At 62.0% G+C, this 16,197-nt stretch carries 15 protein-coding genes; 9 read left to right on the top strand and 6 right to left on the bottom strand.

What is annotated here, in order from left to right; translation table 11 throughout:
• Positions 1-459: 459 nt before the first annotated feature.
• Complete coding sequence (locus tag AC3EA7_RS15275) at positions 460-972, bottom strand: SRPBCC family protein (protein ID WP_488614929.1); 513 nt, start codon at positions 970-972, stop codon at positions 460-462.
• A 281-nt stretch (positions 973-1,253) separates the two neighbouring features.
• Between AC3EA7_RS15275 and AC3EA7_RS15270 the strand changes: the two genes are divergently transcribed.
• Together AC3EA7_RS15270 and AC3EA7_RS15265 are read left to right on the top strand one after the other, a co-directional pair.
• Positions 1,254-1,439 carry a hypothetical protein gene (locus tag AC3EA7_RS15270; protein ID WP_273245304.1) on the top strand — a complete coding sequence of 62 codons (186 nt, stop codon included), beginning with the start codon at positions 1,254-1,256 and terminating at the stop codon, positions 1,437-1,439.
• An 81-nt stretch (positions 1,440-1,520) separates the two neighbouring features.
• A complete protein-coding gene (locus tag AC3EA7_RS15265; RefSeq protein WP_488614928.1) occupies positions 1,521-2,402 on the top strand; it encodes an aspartyl protease family protein in 882 nt (293 codons plus the stop codon).
• 378 nt (positions 2,403-2,780) lie between these two features.
• Here the strand turns inward: AC3EA7_RS15265 and AC3EA7_RS15260 are convergent, their stop codons facing one another.
• The 3 genes from AC3EA7_RS15260 to AC3EA7_RS15250 form a co-directional block, all read right to left on the bottom strand.
• A complete protein-coding gene (locus AC3EA7_RS15260; RefSeq protein ID WP_488614927.1) occupies positions 2,781-4,361 on the bottom strand; it encodes a flippase in 1,581 nt (526 codons plus the stop codon).
• Positions 4,362-4,427: 66 nt separating this feature from the next.
• Positions 4,428-4,841, bottom strand: coding sequence for a hypothetical protein (locus AC3EA7_RS15255; protein WP_488614926.1), 414 nt, complete (start codon positions 4,839-4,841; stop codon positions 4,428-4,430).
• A 191-nt stretch (positions 4,842-5,032) separates the two neighbouring features.
• Positions 5,033-5,587 (bottom strand): Uma2 family endonuclease, encoded by a 555-nt coding sequence (locus AC3EA7_RS15250; protein ID WP_488614925.1) that lies wholly within the window; start codon positions 5,585-5,587, stop codon positions 5,033-5,035.
• Positions 5,588-5,715: 128 nt separating this feature from the next.
• Between AC3EA7_RS15250 and AC3EA7_RS15245 the strand changes: the two genes are divergently transcribed.
• From AC3EA7_RS15245 to AC3EA7_RS15215, 7 genes are all read left to right on the top strand, one after another.
• The gene (locus AC3EA7_RS15245) at positions 5,716-7,539 is read left to right on the top strand and encodes a tetratricopeptide repeat protein (RefSeq protein ID WP_488614924.1); all 1,824 of its coding nucleotides are present in this window, start codon (positions 5,716-5,718) and stop codon (positions 7,537-7,539) included.
• A 2-nt stretch (positions 7,540-7,541) separates the two neighbouring features.
• A complete protein-coding gene (locus tag AC3EA7_RS15240) occupies positions 7,542-8,705 on the top strand; it encodes an amidohydrolase family protein (RefSeq protein ID WP_488614923.1) in 1,164 nt (387 codons plus the stop codon).
• Entirely contained in the window at positions 8,702-9,937 is a 1,236-nt protein-coding gene (locus AC3EA7_RS15235) for an MFS transporter (RefSeq protein ID WP_488614922.1), read from the top strand. The genes AC3EA7_RS15240 and AC3EA7_RS15235 overlap by 4 nt, the downstream gene beginning before the upstream one ends.
• Before the next feature lie 466 nt (positions 9,938-10,403).
• Positions 10,404-11,183: an HAD-IIA family hydrolase gene (locus AC3EA7_RS15230; RefSeq protein WP_488614921.1), complete on the top strand. Its 780-nt coding sequence runs from the start codon at positions 10,404-10,406 to the stop codon at positions 11,181-11,183.
• A 190-nt stretch (positions 11,184-11,373) separates the two neighbouring features.
• Entirely contained in the window at positions 11,374-12,774 is a 1,401-nt protein-coding gene (locus AC3EA7_RS15225; protein WP_488614920.1) for a hypothetical protein, read from the top strand.
• A 4-nt stretch (positions 12,775-12,778) separates the two neighbouring features.
• Positions 12,779-13,096: a hypothetical protein gene (locus AC3EA7_RS15220; protein ID WP_488614919.1), complete on the top strand. Its 318-nt coding sequence runs from the start codon at positions 12,779-12,781 to the stop codon at positions 13,094-13,096.
• 54 nt (positions 13,097-13,150) lie between these two features.
• Positions 13,151-13,603 (top strand): hypothetical protein, encoded by a 453-nt coding sequence (locus AC3EA7_RS15215; RefSeq protein ID WP_488614918.1) that lies wholly within the window; start codon positions 13,151-13,153, stop codon positions 13,601-13,603.
• A 29-nt stretch (positions 13,604-13,632) separates the two neighbouring features.
• Here the strand turns inward: AC3EA7_RS15215 and AC3EA7_RS15210 are convergent, their stop codons facing one another.
• Positions 13,633-14,721, bottom strand: coding sequence for a glycosyltransferase (locus AC3EA7_RS15210; RefSeq protein ID WP_488614917.1), 1,089 nt, complete (start codon positions 14,719-14,721; stop codon positions 13,633-13,635).
• 2 nt (positions 14,722-14,723) lie between these two features.
• The gene (locus AC3EA7_RS15205; protein WP_488614916.1) at positions 14,724-16,070 is read right to left on the bottom strand and encodes a M20 family metallopeptidase; all 1,347 of its coding nucleotides are present in this window, start codon (positions 16,068-16,070) and stop codon (positions 14,724-14,726) included.
• Positions 16,071-16,197 lie beyond the last annotated feature (127 nt).

The raw sequence follows: 16,197 nt of genomic DNA, 5'->3' as shown, positions 1-16,197 counted from the left end.
GGTGCTCAACACCAATCCAGCCGTAATGCGAGGAATATCGATCATGGCGTTTTATGTCGGAAACGGAACGCCACGCATCATACCACAGGTGCAAGGCAAAAGGTGAGGGGCGTGAGGCGTGAGGCGTGAGGCGTGAGGCGCAAGGCGCGAGGTGTGAGGTTCAGGTGGAAGGAAATGTATGGGTACGGCATGGCCGCGTCTGCAGGCAGGTCACGGGGTGCCAGGGTAGGAGCGCGGTGTGATCGCGCCTGGCGTGTAAGGGGAAAGGCGACGCAAGGAGCCAGGCAAGAGGCGCGAGGAAAAGGTAGAGGGTTGAAGGCGAGAGAGTTGAGGGTATGGACCTGCCCGACCTTTGAGGTTTCAGTCGCTGCCTCTGTCCCACAGATGAACGGCGCCTGCGGAACGGTTCTCGTTTACTCCAGACATGTGACTTAACCTCAAAAGTCCTGGCAGAAAGAACTAACCCCTGACTCCCGACCCCTCAATCCGCCGGGCAAGCGCCGTCAACGCATGATCGAGGTCCGGACCGATCATACCCGCAACCTGATCCGGCGGCACCATGGCTGCCAGCGGACCCAGCATCGGCGTGAGGTCAATCGTCAGTTCAACGCTCAGATTGGTTGCCTTTCCGTCCGGCGCAAATGACCAGCGCGACTCAACGCTCACCGGATGGCGCGACGTAAAGACAACCTCCTGGTCCTGTCGCCAGTGCACATCTCCTTCTGAGCGGATGGTGGCAAATGGTCCCATTGCCATGTGTGTGGCAACACGCGCGCTCGCCGCGCCGCGATGCAGCACTTCGACCTTCTTCACACGCGGCAGCAGCCCCGCCAGCGTCTGCGGATCAGAAAGCGTCGCAAAGACCCGATCAGCACTCGCCGCAATGCGTCGATTGCGCTCGACTGTCACCACCAGACCATTGTTTGCTTTTGTTTTGCCCCACGTCAGATCACCGGGTCGGACTGTGTTCATGTGCGCCTCCTGTGCGGCGAAGCGCCGCAACCGTCATCGATACGACGAGCGTTGCAGGCATTGAGGTTGCGGAGATTGTGTACCGTGCGACTGCTCTTGTATTGTACTACGATTTTGTGCAATCAATGGATGTAAGGTGTGCACTTGCAGGATGAGCATTACTCACAGCGGGTCAAGGGCGAAGATGCTCATCCCACTGCACCGCAACGAAACGAGGTATGCTATAATATCGGGAGCAAATGGCCTGTATCGCCTATTATCAGGCAACGGAGAGAACCATCATGGCAGAAAAGAAGTCGAAAACCGACGTGACCGCGCGCGACAAGAGCGGCAGGGCAACCAATCATAACTGTGCCAACTGCGGTGAGCGCATCATGAACGACCGTGAAATGGTGGTCGTTATGGACGGTCGGCGCCGCAACAAGACGTACCATCACCGCGCGTGCTTCCAGAAAGCGGTTGCATAAGCGCGGTGCAGGGTTTCCGGCGAGCTTCATCGGCTCATCCGTTGCGTGCGGGTGAGCCGATCTGTTATCTGAAGGCGTCGCATGGTTGAAGATCGCACGTTGATCGAGTTCCCGGCGCAAGGCGCGACAACGGTTGCGCTGTGTGAGCCATTTGGCGTGCTATGTTGCCGGGCGTCCGGTCCGGGCGGGCATCCGTTGCGCGTGTTGATTGACACCGGCACCGATCCCTCAGCCATGGACGCGCGGCTCGCGCGTCGCCTGGCGTTGCCAACCGGCGGCAGCGGCGTCGGGCAGGGCGCTGCCAGTGATGCAGTGGCGTTCACCGAAGCAGTGTTTCCCTGGCTACGCTTGGGGAATGCCCACGCTCCCGGAAATCAGGCATTGACCATCCGCGATCTCTATGCGCCAGCGCTTGATCTGAGCAGGTTGCCCTTCGTTGTGGACGTTGTCATCGGGTATAGTGTTCTGCGCCATCTGACGCTGCGGATCGACTTCCGAACACGGTCGCTGACGCTGGCGCATCCTGATCTCGGATTTCCGTCTATCGGCGCCTCTGGCGTCGTGATGCCGCTCTCGTTCTTCGAGCATTTCCCGGCAATCGGCGATCTGGCTATTGATAGCGTCGTTATTCCGCAGGCAACCATCGATACCGGCTCGAACGCCGCCATTACTGTCGGACCCGACCTGGCAGCGCAGTTGGGGATCCGTCCAGGCGGCGCCGATGTGCGTATCGTTCGTGGGGAGGGGTTCGGCGGCGGCGGAGAGGTGATACGTCGCCGGTTCGAGCAGGTGCGTCTGGGACCCTTCACGCTCGCAAATGTCGATATTGACGCCCCTCTGACCTGGGCAGGCGATCTGGGGCGCGCATCACGCGCCAATATTGGTACGCCCCTGCTTGCGCGTTTTGCGACCGTTGTGATTGATTATGGGCGAGGGCAGGCGGGGTTCGAGCCTTTTGCCTGACGAAGCATTCTCATCGTCGCTAAACAAGCGTCTGAAAGAGTCAATTGGGTGAGCGAAGGCGCCGCCTTTGCTCACCCAACAGCTCTCCACGAGGTGAGTTTTCCGACACGCTCCGAGCAATGAGCCTGCGATGGCTCCGCAGACTACGCACTCTTCGGGCATTCCTCATCAGCATACGGACCGTGATCGGGGCAGTCGCCACCTGGCGCGTCATCGGGCAGATCGTCGTAGTCCATGGCGCTGACTCCTCCAGTAATCATTCATTACTGGAAGAACCATATGCCCTAGAAGTCTGTACTACTAAGATGAGGACATGACGGATAGATTAATTCCTTGTGCCTTTGCGCCTTTGTGATCTTATTCGATGAGGTATTGTCCCTAGCCGGAAGGTGCGCCGCTTCTCCGGAACATCCGCCGCATCATCGCCCGTTCTTCGGGACCAAACGCGCTGAGCGCCCAGAGCGCCGCCAGATAGACCGGCGCTGCGACGGCGATTGCCAGCCACGGCGAGAGCGCAAGCACAGGCCACATAGCGGCGCCCATCACAAGTGAAGCAACCGCCGGACGCCACATGAGATGCACAAGTGGCGGCATTGCCCCTTCGCGTCGCAGAGTGCGCAGGAATGGCAACAACAGCGCCAGTTCCGTGGCAACCGTCACCACTGCCGCTGCCAGATACCCATACGCCGGAATGAGCAACAGGTTCATGCCCAGGTTGAATGCCGCGCCAATGACGAATGCAACCGTGATGGCGCGCTGCCGTCGTAGTGCAATGAGCACGTACTGTGTCACCCCATTCGCATAGGAAACCGGAAGGTACCAGATCAGGATTGCCAGCGCTACTGCCGCGCCGGGCAGGAACGCCCGTCCGCCAAGCACCGCAATGATGGTTGGCGCCAGTAGCGTTCCGCCGACCGCGACGGGCCAGGCAAGGAATTGCAGCAGTCCAAGCGCCCGGTGATACATTCGCTCCAGTGCAGCGCGATCCGTCACCGCGTAACGCGCCAGCAGCGGAAACAGCGCCGCCACAAAATAGGGCGGCACGATTTGGGTCATGTTGATGACTTTGTACGCCGCATCGTAGAGCCCGAGCGCGGCGGCGCCCGCCTGCGCCCGCAGCAGCACCACGTCGAAACGGAAAAAGACCGCCAGCAGCAGGCTGTTCAGCAGCAGCGGGAACCCTTCGCGCAGCAGGTCACGTCCGGTGGGCCAGTCCCACACCAGCGGTGCGCGGAACAGCATCCGCCGCTGAAGGATGTAGAACACCGCAGCATTCAAGACTGTCGCCGCCAGCGCCACGGCTGCCAGCGCGACCACCCGTGAGGGTGCATCCGGTGCGATCAGCAGCGCCCCAACCCCGGCGAGGGTCTTTGCCACATTCGTCAGCAGCACCACCAGCGCCGTTACCTCCATGCGCTGATATGCCTGGAACGACGCCGAGCAGGCGGCGGCAAGCGCCGCCGGGTACAGATGGATCATCAGCAACGCTAACGCAGTGATCTCGGCGCTGCTAAGCGGGCGTTCGATCAGCGAATAGCCAATGACGAGCAGCGCGGCAATGGGAAGCAGCAGGGTGGCGATGCCAAGCCGAAGCAGCAGGGTGATGCTGAAGAGACGCGGCGCACGTGAGAGATCGGGTGCGGCTTCGCGCACTGCCAGGTCGTTCAAGCCCCAGTTCGTGATCGTGAGAAAATAGAGACCAGCGATCAGTGCAACGAACGCATACGCGCCATTGCCTTCCGGTCCCAGGAAGCGCAGCGCAATGACCGCAAATCCGAAGTCGATCACCTTGTTGACCAGGTTTGCGGCGATGGGCAGTGCGCTGTTTTTGGCAATTGTGCGCGCGGTGTCCGACTGATCTTCGCGGTAGAAGCGCCGCCATGCCCAGGCTGCGCCGAGCAGCAGCGGTATGAGCGCAGCGACTGCGAGCAGAAAGATTTGCGCTTTTGTATTCAACACGCGGTCTATGATACCATAGCCGCAGGTCGGGAATTGACCCCGTAATACTCATGCGCCGAGTGCAGATCAACGCCGCAGCACCGCGACCGCCAGGTACGTCGCGCCGGTTGACGCATCCTCGGTGTGGGCGAGCGCCAGGAGTTGGTCGCCGTTGCGCCATCCGGCGTAACTGATCGTGTCGCCTTCGACGAGCAACCGGTTGTCGGCGCGCCACCCGTTGCTTTCGAGTCGCCCGGCGTAGAACTGTTTGACCTGCTCCCAGGCGACGCTTCCCGAAACTCGGAAGAGGCGGATGGCGGACGCCTGCTGCTCGCCGACGATCTCGGATGTTAATCCGCTCACCATCGCATCCGCCAGCGACGACTCGCCACGTGATGCGGCGGTTGCATTGGGGTAGACCGGCGGCTCCGCCAGGGGCGCGCTGCCGCAGGCGGCGACCAGAAGCGCAAGAAGCACAATCATCAGGGAACGTGGCATCATATGTGACCTCGCGGATCGTGACAACGGTACCGGTATCAGAATACGCAGACCTGCGATCTGAGGATGCGTCGTGTTATGAACATTAAGGAATTAATTAAATCAATTAGAGCCTGCGAGGGCAGGCTTCGCAACCGTAGCCTGCGGCTTCAGTCGCCGAGCGGACGCGACACATTGACGCAAAGGTGCAGTGGTTACGCAAAAATATCCGCCACGCGCCAGCTAAACCCGGGCAGCACATCAGGCGTCTCAAGGAGATCATCGCCGGAAAGCGCCTGGATCGCACCTGTCGGCGCTCGATGCGCCAGCACTTCGCGGGTGCGTGGATGCACTTCCCAGACCAGACGGGCGCCGGCGGGGAGAAAATCACGCACCTTTTCGCGCACATCTTCGGCGGTCTCAGATGGGGAAACGATCTTGACCGCCAGGTCTGGCGCCTGCTCCCAGAACCCTTCGGGAACACCTGTCGCCGGAATATGCGCTGCTGCGACGAAGGCGATATCAGGAGCGCGCACGGTATCGGGGTTGCGTGCCAGCACAAACCCCGACTCAACACAGACGACCCCATGACCGCCTGCTTCTGCCCATTGCTGCAATCGTGCGCCGATACGGAGCGCCAGCATCCCGTGTCGTCCACCCGGCGGCATTGTTTCGACAACCTCTCCACGCACCAGGGCGCGCCGCACCGGTCCTTCCGGCAGCAACCGGAACGACTCGGCAGTCATCAGTTGAGCGGGTGCAATGCTCATACGACGTTGGAGCGATAGACTGACTCCTAATATTGCGATACCGTATTGTACCATTGTTTCCCCGCCAGGATCGTGCTATACTGCGCAAGGATCAGGGCTGAAGGACGCCCGATGCTGTTGACACGACTATGAACGAATCCTCGACTCCCCGGCAGCGCGCAGAGCGCCTGATCGACGAGGGAATTGCGGCAATTCGCGCCGGCGATCAGGCTCGCGCCCGCCAGTTGCTCACTCAGGCGTTGCAACTCGACCCCCAGAATGAACGCGGCTGGTTGTGGCTCTCCGGTGCGCTCACCGATGTGGCGCAGCGCCGCTTCTGCCTCGAACGGGTTCTGGCGATCAATCCGCGGAACGAGGTCGCGCAACGCGGTCTGGCAAGCCTTAAAACCGCCGCTCCGTCGCCATCGCCCGCTGCACCAGCGCAGAAACCTGCGGCGCCTGCACAACCAGCGCCGCGCCCGCAGCCGGTGTTCGACCCGCTTGCACCCGATGCGCTGGCGCCGAAACCGGCAATGCCATCACAGCCAGCGCAGCGGCAGCAACCGGTGTTCGACCCGCTCGCGCCCGACGCTGCCACGTCCCGGCGCGGAACAACCGCCGCCACGCCGCCGTCCCCGCCGACGCCCCAAACCGTCGCTCCTGTGGCTGCCGCGCTGGCAACTGGCGCGCAGCAGCAGAAAGCGCCGGAGTCGCCCCGGCAGCCTCCGCCTCCGGCAATGCCTTCCGAACCGGCGCCGGTTGACACACTGGCATCACTGCGCCCCGGCGCTACGGCGAAGCGCAGCGGTCTGCTGCGCCGTCCGGGAACTGCCGGCAAAGCCGCTGCTGACGCCCCGCCAGCCAGCATGCCTGCTGAGCAACCCAAAAAGCGCTCACGCGCCGTCATCTTCGCACTCCTTGGCATTGTCGTCGTTGTTGCGCTGCTGGTCGCAGGGCTGGTGTATCTGTATCCCGACATTCTGGCGCCGCGACCCGCCGAAGAAGCGACCGCTCCGACGACTGAACCTGAGACGCCGACGCCGGTTCCTACGCCGACGAGTATTCCAACCGCTACTCCTGCCCCGACGCCGACGCCGGTTGATGTTCAGGCGCTGGTGCGGGAGGCGGAAGAACTCGCTGCTGGCGGCAGCCTGGGGCAGGCGGCAGAACGCTACACCGAAGCGATCGGTGCCGATCCGTCATCATTCGAGGCATACTTCGGGCGCGCTCAGGTCAACTTTAGTCTGTCGCTCTTTCAGAATGCAGTGGATGATTTCACGAAGGCACTGGCGCTTGATCCGGAGAACGTCGAGTCGTACCATCAGCGCGCGCGCGCCTTCTATCGTCTGAACCGGTACGATGAAGCCATTCGGGACTTCACCGAGGCGCTTGCGCGCGATCCCAACAACGATGTGCTCCTGATGCGCCGCGGCGTCGCTTATCGCGACAACGGTCAGTATGATGAGGCGCTGGCGGACTTCGATCAGTCGCTCCAGCTGAACCCGGAGGTCAGTTTCACCTATTACCACCGCGCGTTGTTGTTCCAGGCGATTGGCAAACTTGATCGGGCGCGCGCCGATTTTGATCGGGCGTTGACGATTGCGCCGGAGTATCGTCTGGCATTCGTCGGGCGCGGGTTGCTGCGCCTGGAGCAGGGTGATGCGCGCGGCGCTCTCAGAGACTGCTCCCGCGCTATCGAACTCGATGCCACCGAGATCGACGCCTATCTCTGTCGCGCCCGCGCCGCCATTGCGCTCCGTGATTACCGCGCAGCGGTCGCAGACCTCGATGTCGTCATTGCGCGCGACCCCGACAGCGCCGACGCCTACCGCGAGCGTGGGAGGGCGCACCAGGCGCTGCGGGATACGGCGGAGGCGCGTGCGGATTATCAGCGCGCCGCTGATCTCTACCGCATTCAGGGGCGCGATAAGGACCTGGCGGACGTCGAAAAGTTGCTTGCTGCGCTGAAGTAGCCGTGCGGATCGATATCCACATGCACTTCCAGCCTCCCGAAGCGCTCGCGTACCTGGCCGGCGCCGCTGAACGCGAACCGTACTGGTCAATGCTCCTCGGTCTGCATCCGACAACCCGTCGGTTGCCGGCGGCAGCGGACGAAGGGCGCGTTCTGGCGGATATGGATCGTGCAGGGGTTGACTGCGCGGTGATTCAGGGGGAGTACTACCGCCAGCACGAGTCGTGCGTTGCAGCCAACGACCGCGCACTGGCGTTGCACCGGCGCTATCCGCAGCGCTTCCTGGCGTTCGCAACTGTGCAGCCCGCCGATGACCGCGCGCTCGATGAGGTGCGCCGTTGTGCTGCTGCCGGGGCTGTCGGCGTCGGGGAACTCAACCCGTATGCCCAGGGGTTCACGCTTGACTCGCCTGCATTCCTGCGGCTGGCGGAGACTTGTATCGATCTGAACTTGCCGCTCCTGCTCCACGTGAATGAGTCGGTGGGTCGTTACTACCCCGGCAAAGCCGTCACGCCGCTGGCGCAGTATTACGAGGTTGCGCTGCGCTACCCCGAACTCACGATCATCCTGGCGCACTGGGGCGGAGGACTCTTCTTCTACGAACTCATGCCGTCGGTGCGTCAGGCGCTCCGCAATGTCTGGTACGATACGGCGGCATCGCCGCTGCTCTACCCGACCGCCGACATCTTTGCGGTGGCGCTGCGCTGCGTCCATCCGCGCAAAATCCTGTTCGGCAGCGACTATCCGCTGCCGCTTTACCCGCGTGTCTCGCGCGAACCTGACCTTTCCACCTTTCTCGACGAAATTGCAGCGCTGGATATTGCAGCCGATATTCGGGACGATCTGCTGGGACACAACAGCGCGCGCCTGTTGGGGTTGATGCCGTCTGACGAAGCGCCGGCGCCAGACTCTGCGCCGCGCTCGAACTCTTTCCCCCCTCCTCGCCATCCGATCACAGCAACGATGTCGGTCGCTGCCATTGCCGCTGCCTGGCCTTCAGCCCGCGCGGTGCTGGAGGCATACGGCATTCCCTGGGCAACCGTCGAGGTCCCGTTCTGGGAACCGCTGAACCAGGCAGCGGCAGCGCGCGGGATTGGACCGGAGCGCCTGGAGCGTTTGCTCGACGATCTCAAAGCCGCTATTCAACAAGAGAATGAGGCGCCATGAATCGCGCGCTCGCCGTGTTTGTCTTTTTTGGCATCGGCTACTTTCTTTCCAATTTCTTCCGCGCTGCCAATGCCGTGATCTCCGACGATCTGATGCGCGACCTGGGGTTGAGCGCTGCCGACCTCGGTATGATGACCAGCCTGTTCTATGCCGGCTTCGCTGCGGTGCAGTTGCCGCTCGGCGTAGCGCTGGATCGCATCGGTCCGCGTTTCGCCGTGCCAGCCCTGATGCTGATGACGGTTGTCGGGTGCCTGTTGTTCGCCACGGCGATGGCGCTACCACAGGTCGCCGTCGGGCGCACCCTGATCGGCGTCGGCATGGCGGGGAATCTAATGGGTGCGGTCAAAGCATTCAGCGCCTGGTTTCCGCAGCAGCGCGTGGCGACCTTCACCAGTCTGATGGTTGGCATCGGGGCGCTGGGGGCGCTGGTGGCGGCGACGCCGCTTGCCTGGCTGAATCAGCAGTTCGGCTGGCGCAACGTCTTCCTCGGCGGCGCCCTCGTCACCCTGCTGAGCGCCGGTGGCATCGTACTGGGTACGCGCAACGCGCCACCTGGCGTGCTCTGGCGCGCCACGTCCGACGTCTCCGATGCCGGGTTCGCTCAGATTTTTCGTAACCTGCACTTCTGGCGCATCGCGCCCCTCAATCTCGCCTTGCTCGGCACAACGCTCGCCGTTCAGACCCTGTGGGCAGGACCATACCTCTTCGATACGCTGCGCCTGTCGCAGTTCGAAACCGGCAACCTGATCCTGATTATCAGTGCAGGCGTAGCAGCCGGTTACGCCAGTTGCGGCGCGCTGGCGGATTTGTTCGGCACGCGGCGGGTGATGACGGTGAGCACCCTTGCGTTTCTGGCGGCGCAGATGCCGCTTCTCTCGCCCGTTCCCCCGCAGCCGGCAGCACTGGCGGTTGTCTTTTTCCTGTTCGGCTTCAGCGGCGCATTCAGCCTGCTGACGCTGGCGCAGGTGCGCGAACTGTTCCCGCCATATATGGGCGGGCGCGCCGTTACTGCCGTCAATCTGTTCGGCTTTGGCGGCGCGACGGTGATCCAGTGGGGCATGGGCGTGATCATCAGCGCGTTTGCGAAAAATGATGACGGTCGGTATTCGGTCGAGGCGTACATCGCAGCGTTCGGCGTGGCGTTGCTCCTCAACGCACTCGCGCTCGTCTGGTACCTGACGCCGGTCCCGGTGAGGACGGAGAAGGCGAGCGCAGGCGGGGTTGAAGGGTGAGGGTGATGCGGGACAAGCGGCGATAGGCAAGAGTTGCGAGGGTTGCAGATGACAGGTAGAAAGGTCAGGAAGGCTGCCCCCTTCATCGTTGCAGGCGGCAGGCGGAAAGGACGCAGGGTGCGGGTCTGGAAGGCTGCCCCCTTCCTCGTTGCAGGCGGCAGGCGGAAAGGACGCAGGTGCAGGTCTGGAAGGCTGCCCCCTTCATCGTTGCAGGTGGCAGGCGGAAAGGACGCAGGGTGCAGGTCAGGCAGGCTAGCCCCCTTCATCGTTGCAGGCGGCAGGCGGAAAGGACGCAGGGTGCGGGTCTGGAAGGCTAGCCCCTAACCCCTGATACCAGTTCTCGGTTCTCGGTTCTCAGTTCTCAGTTCTCAGTTCTCAGTTCTCAGTTCTCAGTTCTCAGTTCTCAGTTCTCAGTTCTCAGTTCTCAGTTCTCAGTTCTCAGTTCTCAATTCTCAGTTCTCGTGACATGCCCATCCCTCACTACAACGCCTACATCTTCGATCTCGACGGAACCGTCTACCTTGGCGATGCCCTGTTGCCCGGCGCGGCTGAGACGATCACGCGCCTGCGCGCCGCCGGATTGAAGGTCATCTTCCTTTCCAATAACCCGACCCGCACCCGCGCCCAGTATGCGGCAAAGTTGACCGCGCTCGGCATTCCGACGACGCCGGATGAGGTGATCAACTCATCGTATGTCATGGTGCGCTGGTTGCTGACGGAAGCGCCGGGAAGCCGGGTGTTCGTTGTCGGCGAACCGCCACTCTGCGACGAATTGCGCGCCGCCGGGTTCGACCTTGCCGACAGCGCCGATGGCGTGCAGTTCGTCATTGCCTCGTTCGACCGCACGTTCACCTACCGCAAGTTGCAGATCGCCTTCGACGCCATCCGCGCCGGGGCGCGCTTCGTGGCTACCAACCCCGACCGCTACTGCCCGACTCCCACCGGCGGCGAACCGGACGCAGCGGCAATGATTGCGGCTATTGAGGCGTGTACTGCTCATCCCGTCGAAGTCGTTGTCGGCAAGCCATCGCCGATCATGGTGCAGACGATCGCCGAAACGCTGCGTTTGCCGCCGGAGCAGTGCCTGGTCGTCGGCGACCGGCTGGAGACCGACATTGCGATGGGGCGCGCCGCAGGCATGGCGACCGCGCTGACGCTCACCGGCGCCACCGACCGCCGCGCGCTGGCAGAGGCGACCGTCCAGCCGGATTATGTCATCGAGTCGATTGCAGCACTGATTGAGTGAGTCGGGAGCAAACGGTTATCACCCCTTTGCTCTGGTTAAGCCTTATAACGCGCCTGCCGGAGCGCGTGCGAAGATTTACATCCTTGTTAGCAACGATCGTTATGGATCGCCGCCTGGACGCACAGAGCATGGCAGGATCGCGGGTCGCCGTCGTGTGCGTGTTTTAGGGGTATCAGCGAGGCGGGGTGATATGCAGGACGGTCGTGATCAGGAGCGCAGATTCGCGCCAGTGGAGCGCTGCCTGGCGCTCGTGCAGCGCGGGTGGCGGCACGAGCGCGGTGCGGAAGCCGTCGAGTCCCTGGCGCTGATTGCCATCGTTCTGGTGTTGCTGGCGGTTATCAGTCTGGTGTTCCGCGACCGTGCAGCCGCCATTGGCGATGCAGCGACGGCGACGCTCGCACGCTGGCTGGCTGGCGTGCCGGGTACAGCGCCAGTTGGTAACACCAGTGTCATTGCAGCGCCGCAGGTAACGGCGCTCCCCTATGCTGTGGTGAGCCTGCCGCAACTGCTGGGGCAGGCGGCGGATGCTGCGCCGTGGGTGGAACGCGCGATCGGGATAGCGGGCAGTCTGCTGGCAGGGATCGTCGCATGGCTTACGGTAGCGCATCAAGCGCCGCAGCGCACGTCCAATTCGTGGTTCAGACAGGCTGGCGACGCGCTACGCTGGGCGGGCGAGCAGGCCGCCGGGGTATTCGTTGGCCTGTTTGAGGGGGTGTATGACACGGTCGCTGGCCTGGCCACCCTCGGGGTCGATCTCGTCAAAATGATCGCAGGCGATGCCGGCACGCGGCAGAAATATGGAGCGCTGATCGAGGCGCTGATCACCGATCCGCTGGGGACGGCAGGAAACGTGCTCTGGTCGATCGTCGAGCCGATTGTGACTGACTGGCAGGAAGGCCGGTACGGAGAAGCGGTTGGACGGACGGTGTTCGAAGTGTTGCCTGCAATTCTGGCGATCTTTACCGGGGGTGCAACTGCTGCCGGGTACGCGACGAAGGCGGGGACGGCGGGTAGAGCAGTGGATGTGCTCGGGGACGCTGGACGGGTAATGAACCGTATCGACGACGCAGCCAGGGTAGCAAACCGGGTTGATGATGTAGGCAGAGTCGCTGGCAAGCTAGACGATGCAGGGCACAGAGCTGGTGCAATTGCTCATGCGAGTACGCACAGTAACAAGTCCGTTCGCGCTGCCAGCCGCAGTGGTGATGTGGTTGATGCGGCGCAATCGGTAACAGGATTAACAGGACCAGTTACGGCGGGTGAGGCGGGACGTTTCGGCGATCTTGCAGCAAGAGGTGTAGCAGGAGATAATCTGACACCCCATCATGTGCCTCATGCTGCTATGCGGTACACCAGTCGGAATGATGGAGGAGCATTGGTTATTACTCACGGCGAGCATATTCAGACAAGAACATATGGAGTGAAGGGAGCGTTAACGGCAAAATCTGAGGCGGGTCAGCCTTTCCGCGCAGTGTTAGCGCGTGATCTCAGAGATATTCGTCGTATCGTTGGCGGGAAGTACAATCACGGTCTGAGGGAGTTGCTGCGCTACTACCGCGAGCATTTCCCGCATTTGATGAAGAAGGAGTAAATCCTTGCGTGAAACAGTTCGTCGCCTGGCATCCCTGGGAGTGTTGCCTTCTGAAGATTCTGATTTCGCTCTAATCCAGCAATATGAAGAACTCCTCGCTCAGATTGTTCCGCCTGTATCGGATGAGGAGGCTCGTGTGCTCATTTCGCTTTTGGGAAGCGATGATTGCTATGGATTGGCCTGGACTATGATTCATCTCATTGAAACAGCACCAGGTTGGCCATTAATGGATCTTCTGGAGAATAGGAGTAACAACTGGATAGAATTGCTAAGAACACGCGCGGCAAATCGCAACTCATCCGATACGAAATGTGAAGATTAATCGCGCGTCCAGGAGTCCTTGTATTGGCGGTCGAGCGGTCACAGGAGGTCGTCCATGAGTGAGTCTATGACGATTTACTGCGCATTACCCGACTTTGAAGGGGTTGCTCAGGTGATGATGTCCAAACCGGGATGGGCGCTGCTGCGCCGCGAAGCCGCTCATATTCATCTGCGATCCCCCGAGGGCGAAATGAGCGTCAATGCACTGTTTCCTGTCGTTGGAGGCAAATTCGGGCGCGTCTACATGGGCGCGTTGAATGCCATCAGGCGCATTCCGGGGATGGATCGATCAATGCGCGATCAGCTCTACGATGACGTCAAGCGCGCTGAGATGATCCTGGGATGCGTCGTGGAACCGGATTTTCTGGAGCGTGATGAACGTTTTGACGCGATTTTCGAGATTGCACAGCTGTGCCGGGGTGTGGTATTCGACGGTTTTACATTTCTCACGGACAACGGAGAAGTTATTGCCACGCTCAACGGTAGTGCGCCTGATCTCGGGGCGTAATCAGGCGGCGCTGGTTTTTGAGCATGCGTTTATTGCAACGCCCAATAATAGACTCGCTCTACGGCGTCCAGCATCCGCTCGCGTGAAAAGAGGGTCCGCGCGCGGCGAACGCCCGCCTCGCCATACTTCGCCCGCAGCGCCGGGTCGTCTCGCAGGCGGCGGATGGCCTCCGCCAGCGCTGTTGCGTCTCCTGGCGGCACAACCAACCCGGTCTCTTCATGCACATTCACAAAATCGGTTCCGGTTCCGAGCGCGGTGCTGATGCACGGCAATCCGCTCGCCAGCGCCTCGACCAGCACGATGCCGAACGCCTCAGCGCGCAGGTGCGACGGCAGCACAAAGATATCCGCCTGCCGGTAGAGCGAGGGCAGGTCCTCATCTGCCACGTCGCCACAAAACCGCACCCGATGATGCAATCCGGCGCCGGCGACCTGTCGTTCCAGTCGCGCGCGTTCCGGTCCATTCCCGGCGATCCAGAGTTCGACGCCTTCGACCTGGCGTAGCGCCTCGATCAGAATGTGCAGCCCTTTGTAGTAGCGCAGCCGTCCGACGAAGAGCAGACGCGGCACGGCATTGGCGCGGCGGTCGCCTGGGGAGAAGCGCGTCACATCGATGCCGATCGGCGCAACCACGCACTTTGCGGCATGAGCGCGAAGAAATGGCGACGAGGCGATATATCCGGGACTGGATGCGATGATCCGCGCAGCGCGCCGCAACGTCAGCGCCAGCAGCGGCCGGTAGAGGCGTAACAGCGTTTGCTGGCGTACAATGTCGCTCTGGTACGAAATGACGAGCGGCGGCGAACCGGGCGCTGCCATCGCTGCCAGGTCACCCGGAGGGTAGGGAAATTGCAGGTGTACGACATCGGCGTGAATGGTGCGCGCCAGTGCGATCATTGCCGGGCTGAGCGGCGTCGATGCCAGGTGCGCCAGCCGCGCTGCGCGCACCACGGTCAATCCGGGCAGTGGTCGTTCGATGGATGTGCAGGGGGTTGTATTCGTGACCAGCACCGTCACCCGATGACCGCGCGCAACCAGACCTTCCGCTAGGTCGCGCATGTGCCCCTCGATGCCGCCGAGAACCGGCGGGTAATCTTTGTAGATGTGCAGAATATGCACCGCTATGCTGCAAATGCCCGAATGAACGCCCCCATGCAGCGCATTGCCGTCCAGTAATCGTCCAGCCGGATGTTTTCGTTCGGCGCGTGGACCAGCGCGCTCTGATACCCTGTGCCGCACCCGCTTGTCATCGGCGTGCCCAATGCGGTGCAGACTGGATAGACCGGACCGGTGCCCGCCATCGTCGGGTAGATGACCGGTTCTTTGTGGTAGGTGGCACGAATTGCCGTCGCCATTGCCCGGACGACGTGCGAGTCGGGGTCGGAGCGCCCCGGTTTTTCGTGCCCGTACTCGATAATGGCAATGTCGTCGAAGCCGTGCGCATCGAGATGACGGCGCAACGCCGCTACCACGTCCGCCGGGTCCATATCGGGCACGAGGCGGAAATCGATTTTCGCGCGCGCCTCGGATGGCAGGACGGTCTTTGAGCCTTCGCCAGTGTAACCAGAGACCAGCCCGCAGATCGTGCAGGTGGGATTGAAGAGATGCGCCTTCAGGCGTTCGATGCCATGCAACCCGCCGAGAAACTGTGGAATGCCAAAATCCGCCAGCAGTTCCTCATCGTCGAGCGGAATGCGCTCCAATGCCGCCATGTCCGCTGCCGACGGCGGGCGCACCCGGTCGTAGAAGCCGGGGATCAGCACCCGCTCATCAGGCGCTTTGAGCGTCGCCAGCGCCCATGTGAGCCGCCATGCCGGGTTGGGAACCATGGTCGCATTGGCGGAATGCAGGTCGTGCGACGCGCCGCGCACGACCAGTTCGACATAGCAGATGCCCTTTGCGCCGCACATGATTGTTGGTTGTTCGAGCGCATTCATGCCGCCGGTTTCCCACAGGCAGCCGTCGGCGCGCAACAGATCGGCGTGGCGCTGGCAGAAGGCTTCGAGATTGATCGAGCCGATCTCCTCTTCCCCTTCGACCAGAAAATTGATGCGGCAGGGAAGGGCGCCATACACCGCCAGCCACGACTCGATCGCCTGAATGCGCAGCATCAGATTGCCTTTGTTGTCGGCGACGCCGCGCGCATACAGTTTACCGTCGCGCAGCATCGGCTCGAACGCCGGTGAATGCCAGAGATCGAGCGGCTCCGGCGGCTGAACGTCGTAGTGATCGTAGATCAGGAGTGTGCGCTCACCGCTGCCGATGCTGGCGTACACCACCGGTGCAGCGCCAGGCATGCGAAAGACCTGTACCTGCGCGCCGAGTCGCTCGAGGCGCTGTGCAACCAGCGTCGCTGTCTCCTCGATGCCGATCCCCTGCGCTGCAATCGACGGCTGACGCAACAATGCGCAGAGTTCGTCGAAGTAGCGTCCCTTGTTTTCCTCAATGTGCGCGTCGAAGCGGTTCATGGCGCGATACCTCCCAAAGACAGGAGTTGCGCGGCCGCCTCACAGGCGAGCTGCGCGACGGCTCTTTTTGCCTTCGGCAGAGCGGTGCTTGTCTTCTTTGGTGGTGCGGTGCGGCGGCATTGCCGCC

This window comes from Roseiflexus sp. (assembly GCF_057785375.1).
This window is presented reverse-complemented; position numbering and strand designations above follow the sequence as displayed.